This window comes from Synechococcus sp. H55.9 (assembly GCF_047462355.1).
Lineage (GTDB): Bacteria > Cyanobacteriota > Cyanobacteriia > Thermostichales > Thermostichaceae > Thermostichus.
In genome coordinates, this window is sequence record NZ_JANSJB010000052.1 from 1 (window position 1) to 8,627 (window position 8,627).

Genomic DNA, 8,627 nt, shown 5'->3' on the forward strand with positions numbered 1-8,627 from the left:
ATCCGCTGGAAAGATAAGCCGGTGGCTATGTCGATTGTGCAGGGTCGGTTGGTGGGTCTGGCCCACTTCACGGTGGGTTACGTACTGACCTACGCGGCCTTTGTCATCGCCTCGACAGCCTCCCAGTCTGGCTAGCGAAGTTGAATAACTAACTACTAACTGGAAGGGATCCCTTGGCTAGGGGATCCCTTTTTTTGCGTCTTGGTAGAGGGGGAAGGCTTGTGGGGCACATTGGATCCTCATCTGCAATGTCGGTGACGGGACAGGGGTGTCTCTCATCAACCCCTCTTATAGCAAGCCGCGGTAGCGAATAAAAATTAAGATTGCCGCCCAGGATCCCAGCGCCACCTTGATCGCCACCAAAATATTGAGAATCGGGATCCAGCCACCGCTGAAAAGGGATCCCAGCTCGCCCTTGGGCAGCTCCCAACCGGCCAGGGCGATGACAGCCACGCCGATAAACGTCACCACCGACAGCTTCTCCCACATCGCGGCTTGCCACCGCTTGTAGATGGCCTCCATCCAGGTCGAAGAGGCGGTGATCGCCACCAAGCCAATTGCCGTTCCTCCCGCCACGCCGGCGGCAAACCCCCCACCCGGCGTCAGGTGACCCCGAATGGCCAGCTCCACCCCAATCAGGGCAGAAATGGTGGCCCCCACCCGCGCCAGCACGATCGAGGGAATGTCGGTAAATTGAGCTACATTGGCCGTCGGTCGCTCATCCGCCAGCAGGTATTGCGCGCCCAGAATTGCCGCGGAAAATACAACTACTTCGAAAACCGTGTCGTAAAGGCGGTTGCGCAAGATCAAACCTGTCACCGTATTGGGCACGCCGCTTTCTCCGGCTAGAGTCGATACAGGTTCAACAGCAGGCAAAACAGCTCCTGCATCGGCGACCACGAGCTGCAATGCTGCCAGCAGCACCGCCACCCCATACAACCACCTCATGGCAAGAAGACCTCAGAAAGCAGGGCTTGTTGCGCCAAGATGGCCTGCAGGCGGGGCACGCGCGTTACCAAGCGATACTCTGCCACCTCCTCATCGGGCTCAAGGGCAATGGTGTGCACCTCTCGGCTGTGAAGGGCAGCCAACAAGGCCTCTGAACTCCCATAGACGGCCAACTCCAAACGCATGTGGTACCGCTGTAGTGCTTGGCGCATCTGCTGTAACAACTGCTGTGCTGCTGAGGTACCGGCCTCCAACACAGGACTGCCTTCGAGAACGCCCAAGCGCATACTCAACGAGGAACGCACCGCGATGGCATAGAGCGTAATGGAAAGCATGGTGCCCACCAGCGCCTCGGTGAGCGCCACATCCGCCGCCCCAAACAAGGCATAGATCAGAGCAGCGATGGATCCCAGAATGCCGCGCATCACCAAGGCATGATAGGGATTGGTCTGGGTCACCACCAAGCCTGCCGTCAAGGGCAGCAGCAGGGCGATCACCAGCAACAAGGTCTCTTCCATCCTGTCCTCCTATAGGGACTTGCGCTGCGAGCAAAACGCCAGCACATAGCCCAAGATGGTGTTCCAAATGGCCAAGGAAATCAGCGCCAACACCAGCAGAGGCCACTCCCTTGGGATCCGCAGCAACAGCCCCAGTATGATGCTCATGGATCCCAGGGTGTCGGACACCGAAAGGCCGTGCAGCTTAAACAAAATCGAGCGATCCCCAAGGAGCGGCGCCGTTCCCCACAGCCAAAACAGCACCCCGATCCCAAACAGAAGATAGCTGAGAGCTTCCATTAAGATTTCCATATTCCCCAGACTAAGAATATCTTTAGAGCATTTCCAAGCGCTTGAGCACGTGGGCCAGCAGCATCAGGGCCGCGTTACCCACCGACAAAATCAAGACCCCCACGATCCCGATCATCCAGTCATCCCGCACCACGGATACCACCAAAACCAGGATGGCCGTCTTGGTGGATAAGCTGGCAAAAGCCAGCATCGTCTGCCAAATATCCTCCTTCAGCCAGGCGGCATACAGCGGCAGGCATAGGGTCAAAGTCAGCAGAAACAGCAGTAGGTTCACGCCTCCTCCCGTGGTTTGAGCAGATGCACCTCGTAGGTGCCTTGGGCATCGCAATTGAGCACAATGGTTTTGGGCGTAAAAGTAATCAAAAAGATATCGAGAAACACCAGCCCCGCCGAACGATTGGGGAGAGTTTGTTTGTATACAACCTCCTCTACGGTGTGGGGCCTGAGGATCATCTCAAAGGCCTCCCAGTAAGCTTTCGGAACGGCGAAAACAATCTCCTTGAGCACCCGTCCCCAATCCCGCCACCGCACCGGCGCAGAGGCCTGACGAGGCAGCAGCAGCGTCGCCGCCACCCCGATGGCCACATTGTCCCAGCTCAGATTGCCCGTCAGCAGGAACCAAATCAAAAGCCGCAGGCCAATTTCCAGTAAGCCCAACTCAGGGTAGCGTCCCATAATTCCACCCAGCTAACAAAACCCAAACCAACACCAACACCAACACCACACTCAAGCCGCCCACCACAGCCTCCAGCCCCTCATTCACCGACCTTCTCTGCCAAGGGATCCGCTCCCAAAACCAGCCCAGGGGGATCCCGGCACCCAAGCTGAGCAGTGCCTTAAGGAGATTATCGACGTCGTAGGCCGCCGGCAGCCAGCCCCAGAGCAAGCCGCCGCCCCAAAGGGCCAAGGCCGCCTGGTCTTGCCAACTGGAGGGGATGTTCCCGCTGATTTGAGAAGGAGATGACCGCAGCACTCGCACAGCCACACAGGTGGTGCCGATGGTAACCCCAACCAGCAGCCACTCGTGCCAGGGATCCAGAGCCGACAAGGTGAGGGCCTTGGCTGCATACCCCAAACTGCCGGGCACCCCTGCCAGAGAGGCCGCCCCCAAGATCAACATCGGCCAGCGCCAGCAACTCGTTATCGCCGTCCCCACAAACAACAGAGGCTTTGCCAACCCATGGGCCAGGCCGTACAAACCTGCCCACTGAGGGGCGGCAATTACAAATCCCATCTGCGAGACCGAGCTCCAGGCCAAAAGGCGCTGGGGCGTGCTGGCCATCAAAGCCAGGAGGATCCCAAAAACGGCTGAGCCGGCGCTCAAGTAGGACAACCCCTGGGCCAAGGCCGGCGAAGCCTCGCTGCAGTGCACCAAGGCCATGGCACCTGCTTTGGTCGTAAAGCCGCTGAGCACCGCCGCGATAACGGGATCCGCGGTGATGTAGGTGAGGGGCAGCCACAGGCCGGCGACGAAGACCGCCCCCTTGGCCAAAAGACCCACGGCAATCAGCGCCAAAGCCGTGGGGGTAGCCATGGCCAGGCTGCTCATCGCCAGGGATCCGGTGCGCACGTAGACCAGGATTGCGCCCATCAAGTAGAAGAGCATGGCCACATTGCTCATGAACAGGTAGCGCAGCCCCACCCAAAGCTGGCGGTCGCGATGATCCCCTGCCGTCGGCTGGGACTCAGCCCGGCGCCCGTAGGTGAGCAGCAAAAACACACCAATGCTGAGCACCTCTAGGGCAACATAGACACTGATCAGGTCGGCGCTGATGACGACGGCGTTGGCGCTGCCGTGGACGATCAGCAACTGCATGGCCAGAAAGCGGCTGCCCACAAAGCGCCGATCCAGATACAGCGCCACCCCCAGCGTTATCAGTCCATGGGCCAAGAGCATGGCTGCTGCGTTGGCGTCGATCCGCAGCGTCACCCCGAAGTGATCCAGCAACTGAAGCTCTAACGGCGCCGCAGTTGTTCCCGGCAACCCCCCCTGGTACACTGCATAGGTCACCGTCAGCGCGGCCATCCCCACCAAGCTGGGACGGGTCAAGGCGGGCATCAAGTAGGTGGCAAAGGCAAACAAAAAGGGTAGCGCCACCCAGACTAGCGTCAGCTCAGTCATCGGTAAAAGTGCTCCGCCCCGCTGACGCGACCGCCTGTTCGATGCTCTCCACTTCGAGGGTGGGATGGTTGCGGGACAACTTCATCACCCCCACCAACATCAGGGCTTGTACCGACAGACCGATGACGATGGCCGTGAGGATGATCCCCTGAGGTACGGGGTCGGCATAGTCCAGCTCGCGCCAGGGCTTGTAGATAGGGGTGAACACACCGCTGCGGGCGGCCCAGATCACGAAGAAGGCGATGACCCCGGTGCTCATGACATCCATGGCCAGGATCTTCATAATGAGATTGCGCTTGACCACGACTCCCCAAAAGCCAAGGAAGATCGTGAGGGTGATGGCGGCATTTAACATGGGCACCTCGCTTGCTGCGCTCGAGCCATCCGGTTGCTAAGTCGTTCATTTCGTCCCGCTTACGCGATCAGTATCCAGCTTCCGCGGTCGCAGCAGCTAGAGGGCCGGTGCCAGACAGTCTGTGGCAGGTTGCAACCCTGCCGGGATCTCAATCTCCCCAACAAGGCCGGATCCCGAAGTCGAAAGAGTTGCAGATCCAGGTAGGCAGCTTGAGCCAACTGCCGGTCAGCTCTGGGGCTTGGTGGGATCCTGGTCATACACCTCTCATAGCAAAGTCAGAATCAATGGGGGCTGCTCGCAGTTTAGGCTGTTTTTACTTATGCTGGTGGGACGAAGTTCCGGGTTCTGCAGCAGCAGCTCCCTTGTGAGCGACAGGTCGTCGAGACCCTCCCCGCCGGAAAAGCCTCCACCCTGGCTCAGTCCTGCCCCTGGATGCGGATACGGTTGGAGCTGCTGCCGGAAGCATCGTTAATTTGCGTTAGAACTATACTACAGTCGGCTATCATGGAGCCGAGACTTTCCTCTGGGGGTGAGTCCCCTTCAGCGATCTTCAACTATGCCCACTCCTGTCGACCCTGCCCTGCCTGACGTTCCGGAAAGCGAGGTTCGCAAGCCTGAAGACTCCTCCGTCCCGTCGACGCGAACAATTCTGGCGGCCCGTGAGCCTTTTTTGGGGGTGGTGCGGGATCTGGTGCGGGCCTACCAAGCCTTTGAAAATTATGCCGGGGTTCACATTCGGCAAATGGGGCTGACCGCCCCCCAATTTGATGTGTTGGTGACCCTCGGCAACACTCCCGGCATGACCATGAATGTCTTGGCCCAAAAAACCCTGGTTACCAAAGGGACACTGACCGGCATTGTGGATCGTCTGGAACAGAAGGGGCTGGTGCGCCGGCAAGTGCCGCCAGAGAACCGCCGCTGCTTCAGGGTCGTGCTGACAGAGGCGGGGGAGAAACTGTTTGAGGAAATTTTTCCGGCCCACATCGCCTACTTGAAAGAGCGCTTCCAAAAGTTGGATCCCTCCGAGCTGGCGGAGATCCAGGCCTGTCTCAAAAAGCTGCACGCTATTTTCTAGGATGCACCCTTAGATTTTCTCTTAATTGAGCCGGTTGACCAGAGACTCCCCGAGCCGGGTCTCTAGCCTTGTTCAAATGGCTGTCCCAGGGCTGCCGGCGGAGTGGCTCGCGCCGCCTGCTGAATCCAGCGCCGCAGCCGAGGTGGGATCCCGCGCAGACCGTACTCCCACCATTCCCCGGAGGTGAACACCAACACCAAAATCATCAACACAAAGGGAGCCACCGTAAAAACTTGGGCGGGCACGGCGCGGATGGTGGTCTGGGCAACCCCGGCAAAGGACTGCAAAATGCCGAACAGGTAGGCCCCCAAGGCCACCCGTAAGGGGTTCCAGCCGCCGAAGATGACGATGGCCAAAGCAATCCAGCCGTAACCTGCTGTGTGTCGGTGGCTCCAGCCGGCCTTGAAATCCAGCGAAAAAGCGGCTCCTGCCAAGCCCAGCAGGGATCCTCCCACGAGGGTGTAGACATAGCGCCAGAAAATGACATCGGTGCCACGGGCAAAGGCTGCTGCCGGCTGTTCTCCCATGGCCCGCAGCATCAGGCCAGGCCGGGTGCGATAAAAAAAGAACCAAGTTCCCCCAATCAGCGCATAGCTGGCATACAGCAGCAGATCCCTTCGGAACAGAAGTGGCCCCAGCAGCGGCAGCCCAAAAGCCCAACACCAGGCTTCCCGTCAGCTTGGCCACGGCGAACCCAACCATGGCAGCCAGCATGATCGTCCCCTCTGCGGAGAGATTGATCACCCCTGCTCGCTCGGTGATGGTTTCTCCTACACTGGCGAAAACCAACGGTGTGGCGGTGGCAATGGCAGTAGAGAGAATGGCGACCAGTTGAGCAGCGTTCATTGCCTCACCCCAACACCCAAAGCATCCAGACCACCCCTAAGGTGACAGCGCCAAACAGGGCATAGCTGATCTGGCGCAGCGGCTTCAGTTGCATGGCATGCAAAGCTTTGAGCCAGTCCAGCCCCAAAGATTCCACAAAGCGATCCAACACCACTTGCATGGGGTAGGCGTAAACCGATCCCTGCTCCTTGAAGTTCACCAACACGATCAGCAGCGTGGCGTAGCCCCAGAGACCGCCCCAGAGCACAGCGCTCAACCCGATTAAAATTGGCTCGAGCATCGACCGAAAAACATGGATTGAGCCCGCTTGGGATGCCTGCCCATTGCCGACCGCCTGCTCTTCCACCTCGATGGCTCGGCTTTCACGCACCCATCGAGTCCTAAGGTGGTGCAGAAAATCTCCCCGGCTGTTCGCGATGCGGGCGCGTTGCCGCACCACCTTAGCTTTTTCTTGGTCTTTCAGAGCCTTTTTGTTTGCAGCTCAAGGACTTGTAAACTACCCAACTCCGACCGCTAGGCGGTAGGGAGCGGGGCTCCTGCGGCTTTTAGCTAAAGGTGGCGGGTATCTGGAGCTCCTCCCCCCGCTGCTCAGGAGAAACAAGCTGGTCAACCCAACATCTACCAGCGGCAGCGCCTCAACCGTGGGGTCAGCCACCCGTAGGGAGATAAACCGCTAGAACACTTGGCCACGGTAAACCCGCTGCAGAGCCGGGGTGACCGAATAGCGATCGATATCGGCCAGGCTCAACTTCAAGCGCAATGTATTGAGCAGTCTCCAGTAGGGAGGCACAAAAGCTTTTTCAGTGAGAAGTTGGCCGGCAGGAGAGGGATCCCCGCAGCGGGCAACCGTCTCCACAGGGCAGCCGCGGTAGCGGAGCGGACGAGCTTCAAGACGAGCCGAGCGCAGATCCCGTCCAGGCTCCACCGTCAGGCCGCGAAACTGGATTGCCCCTGGACGAGAAGCTTGCCGGTAGCACAGGTAACGGGCCCAAAGCTGGGCCAGCCCCTCCGGCAAAGTCTCAGGACGAACGTGGAAGCGCTCCGGCAGCAGGCGGTCGTTGAAAAAGCCGATGAGACCAGACCAAGCTTGCCAGAGGAAAGCTCCCACAAGGCGGGCAACAGGAAAGGAGGAAATCTTCATGGTCGAAGCCGAAAAAAGACTTAAAGAACCCAAAAGACCGGTGATGGAGAAAGGAATTGCCAGCGATTATACCAGCCCGGATGAAGGAGGATGCTCACCGTGAACACTTGCCCACTCAATAATTATTTGTTCTGCTCACTCGAAAGCTGAGGCCGGCTTGCGGTCGAGCGTGTTGAGTCGCCAAAATCCATCGACTACAATAGGCCCAAAGCTCGGGTGTCGCTTTCTTCTTCCCATCTAGGGATTCCGAGAGCGCACCGACCGGCAAACTTGCTTCAATGGCCACTGCACTAAGGGGATCGACGGATTATGACCTGGCGCGGCAACATCACTCCCATCGATCGGCTCTGGGGATCCCTTCCCTACCTTTTGCCGTTGGTATCGGCTCTGCCCTTCGGCTTTGTGCCCTCTGGTTTGTTTCAATCTCTGCCAGGTTTGATCCCCATTTTTAGTCCGCTGCTGCGTTTGCTGCCTCTGGCCACGGGCTGGCTGGGCATGGGGCTGTTTTTTGCCCTACTCTTTTTCGTAATCCGCAACGGCCGCGTCGCCCATTTTGTTCGCTTCAACACGATGCAGGCGCTGCTGCTCAACATTGCCCTGTTTTTGGTGCAAGTGTTGATGCAGGTGTTCGCTATGCTCTTTGGCAGCCTTGGTTTGGCAGCGCTTGTTAGCATTTTGGCCACCACTGCCCTGCTTGGGGTAATCGCTGTCACCCTTTATGCTTGGGTCCAGAACGTGCGCGGTCACTATGCCGAGGTGCCGGTGCTCTCCGATGCCGCCTATGCTTGGATTCGCTACTAACAGTTCTCAAGTTGAGGGCTTGGTTGCTGATTTGACGACTTCACTGGAGCCTGAGCCGGCTGTTGCAGCTTTCAAGGATTGCAGGAGGCTGGGGTGCCGTCGGATTTGACCTCTGATGTTGGCCCAACCCTCACCCACCTGGACGCTTCCGGTCGGGTACAGAGGGTGGAAGTGGGACACAAGCCCCTGGCTGCCCGTCTGGCCACTGCCCAAGGGCAGGTACGCATGTCAGAAAGGACTTTAGAGGCCATTTTGGCCGGTCAAGGGCCCAAAGGGAATGTGGTGGAAGCGGCTCGGCTGGCCGGGATCATGGCCGCCAAGTGCACTGCCGATCTGATCCCGCTGTGTCATCCTCTCCCCTTGACCAGCATCACCGTGGATCTGGATCCGGATCCCCACCTGCCCGGCTTTCTGATCACCGCTACGGCAAAAACCACAGCTCAGACCGGAGTGGAGATGGAGGCTTTGACGGCGGTTGCAGTGGCTGCCCTCACCCTGTACGACATGGCCAAGGCCTTGGAAAAGGCGAT

General features: G+C 58.8%; 14 protein-coding genes. 4 read left to right on the forward strand and 10 right to left on the reverse strand.

Annotated features, from left to right (window positions below):
• Window positions 1–135: hypothetical protein (locus NW857_RS08105; protein WP_414368620.1), on the forward strand; the 135-nt coding region annotated here is incomplete at its 5' end.
• A 153-nt stretch (window positions 136–288) separates the two neighbouring features.
• On the opposite strand, the gene NW857_RS08110 is transcribed toward NW857_RS08105, so the two are convergent.
• From NW857_RS08110 to NW857_RS08140, 7 genes are read right to left on the reverse strand one after another with little or no spacing between them, the layout of a single operon-like run.
• Window positions 289–948: a Na(+)/H(+) antiporter subunit B gene (locus NW857_RS08110; RefSeq protein ID WP_414336986.1), complete on the reverse strand. Its 660-nt coding sequence runs from the start codon at window positions 946–948 to the stop codon at window positions 289–291.
• Window positions 945–1,466, reverse strand: coding sequence for a DUF4040 domain-containing protein (locus NW857_RS08115; RefSeq protein WP_414335433.1), 522 nt, complete (start codon window positions 1,464–1,466; stop codon window positions 945–947). Before NW857_RS08115 ends, NW857_RS08110 begins: the two co-directional genes overlap by 4 nt.
• Window positions 1,467–1,475: 9 nt before the next feature.
• The gene (locus tag NW857_RS08120) at window positions 1,476–1,757 is read right to left on the reverse strand and encodes a monovalent cation/H(+) antiporter subunit G (RefSeq protein ID WP_414335431.1); all 282 of its coding nucleotides are present in this window, start codon (window positions 1,755–1,757) and stop codon (window positions 1,476–1,478) included.
• A 22-nt stretch (window positions 1,758–1,779) separates the two neighbouring features.
• Window positions 1,780–2,031: a hypothetical protein gene (locus tag NW857_RS08125; RefSeq protein WP_011430584.1), complete on the reverse strand. Its 252-nt coding sequence runs from the start codon at window positions 2,029–2,031 to the stop codon at window positions 1,780–1,782.
• On the reverse strand, window positions 2,028–2,432 hold the full coding sequence (locus NW857_RS08130; RefSeq protein WP_414335429.1) for a Na+/H+ antiporter subunit E: 405 nt from the start codon (window positions 2,430–2,432) through the stop codon (window positions 2,028–2,030). The genes NW857_RS08125 and NW857_RS08130 overlap by 4 nt, the downstream gene beginning before the upstream one ends.
• Window positions 2,416–3,879: a cation:proton antiporter gene (locus NW857_RS08135; RefSeq protein WP_414368602.1), complete on the reverse strand. Its 1,464-nt coding sequence runs from the start codon at window positions 3,877–3,879 to the stop codon at window positions 2,416–2,418. Before NW857_RS08135 ends, NW857_RS08130 begins: the two co-directional genes overlap by 17 nt.
• Window positions 3,872–4,234, reverse strand: a complete 363-nt coding sequence (locus NW857_RS08140) for a cation:proton antiporter subunit C (RefSeq protein ID WP_414335437.1) — start codon at window positions 4,232–4,234, stop codon at window positions 3,872–3,874. Before NW857_RS08140 ends, NW857_RS08135 begins: the two co-directional genes overlap by 8 nt.
• Window positions 4,235–4,790: 556 nt before the next feature.
• On the opposite strand from NW857_RS08140, the gene NW857_RS08145 reads away from it, so the two are divergent.
• Complete coding sequence (locus NW857_RS08145) at window positions 4,791–5,309, forward strand: MarR family winged helix-turn-helix transcriptional regulator (RefSeq protein WP_414335425.1); 519 nt, start codon at window positions 4,791–4,793, stop codon at window positions 5,307–5,309.
• 62 nt (window positions 5,310–5,371) lie between these two features.
• Here NW857_RS08145 and NW857_RS08150 read toward each other — a convergent pair whose 3' ends face one another.
• The 3 genes from NW857_RS08150 to NW857_RS08160 form a co-directional block, all read right to left on the reverse strand.
• Window positions 5,372–5,848 (reverse strand): ABC transporter permease subunit, encoded by a 477-nt coding sequence (locus tag NW857_RS08150; RefSeq protein ID WP_414335424.1) that lies wholly within the window; start codon window positions 5,846–5,848, stop codon window positions 5,372–5,374.
• A 311-nt stretch (window positions 5,849–6,159) separates the two neighbouring features.
• Window positions 6,160–6,435: a hypothetical protein gene (locus NW857_RS08155; RefSeq protein ID WP_414368604.1), complete on the reverse strand. Its 276-nt coding sequence runs from the start codon at window positions 6,433–6,435 to the stop codon at window positions 6,160–6,162.
• A gap of 393 nt (window positions 6,436–6,828) precedes the next feature.
• Window positions 6,829–7,296, reverse strand: a complete 468-nt coding sequence (locus NW857_RS08160) for a hypothetical protein (RefSeq protein WP_414368606.1) — start codon at window positions 7,294–7,296, stop codon at window positions 6,829–6,831.
• Between the two features lie 309 nt (window positions 7,297–7,605).
• Between NW857_RS08160 and NW857_RS08165 the strand changes: the two genes are divergently transcribed.
• Together NW857_RS08165 and moaC are read left to right on the forward strand one after the other, a co-directional pair.
• Complete coding sequence (locus NW857_RS08165) at window positions 7,606–8,097, forward strand: Tic20 family protein (protein WP_414335419.1); 492 nt, start codon at window positions 7,606–7,608, stop codon at window positions 8,095–8,097.
• A 105-nt stretch (window positions 8,098–8,202) separates the two neighbouring features.
• A partial coding sequence (gene moaC, locus NW857_RS08170; protein ID WP_414368607.1) for a cyclic pyranopterin monophosphate synthase MoaC occupies window positions 8,203–8,627 on the forward strand: 425 nt, incomplete at its 3' end.

What these genes read in the sequence shown, in the direction of transcription:
- NW857_RS08130 (WP_414335429.1), bottom strand. Translation starts at nt 2,432, where the DNA reads ATGGGACGCTACCCTGAGTTGGGCTTACTGGAAATTGGCCTGCGGCTT.
- NW857_RS08135 (WP_414368602.1), bottom strand. Translation starts at nt 3,879, where the DNA reads ATGACTGAGCTGACGCTAGTCTGGGTGGCGCTACCCTTTTTGTTTGCC.
- NW857_RS08165 (WP_414335419.1), top strand. Translation starts at nt 7,606, where the DNA reads ATGACCTGGCGCGGCAACATCACTCCCATCGATCGGCTCTGGGGATCC.
- NW857_RS08150 (WP_414335424.1), bottom strand. Translation starts at nt 5,848, where the DNA reads ATGCTGCGGGCCATGGGAGAACAGCCGGCAGCAGCCTTTGCCCGTGGC.
- NW857_RS08115 (WP_414335433.1), bottom strand. Translation starts at nt 1,466, where the DNA reads ATGGAAGAGACCTTGTTGCTGGTGATCGCCCTGCTGCTGCCCTTGACG.
- NW857_RS08155 (WP_414368604.1), bottom strand. Translation starts at nt 6,435, where the DNA reads ATGCTCGAGCCAATTTTAATCGGGTTGAGCGCTGTGCTCTGGGGCGGT.
- NW857_RS08140 (WP_414335437.1), bottom strand. Translation starts at nt 4,234, where the DNA reads ATGTTAAATGCCGCCATCACCCTCACGATCTTCCTTGGCTTTTGGGGA.
- NW857_RS08120 (WP_414335431.1), bottom strand. Translation starts at nt 1,757, where the DNA reads ATGGAAATCTTAATGGAAGCTCTCAGCTATCTTCTGTTTGGGATCGGG.
- NW857_RS08145 (WP_414335425.1), top strand. Translation starts at nt 4,791, where the DNA reads ATGCCCACTCCTGTCGACCCTGCCCTGCCTGACGTTCCGGAAAGCGAG.
- NW857_RS08160 (WP_414368606.1), bottom strand. Translation starts at nt 7,296, where the DNA reads ATGAAGATTTCCTCCTTTCCTGTTGCCCGCCTTGTGGGAGCTTTCCTC.
- NW857_RS08110 (WP_414336986.1), bottom strand. Translation starts at nt 948, where the DNA reads ATGAGGTGGTTGTATGGGGTGGCGGTGCTGCTGGCAGCATTGCAGCTC.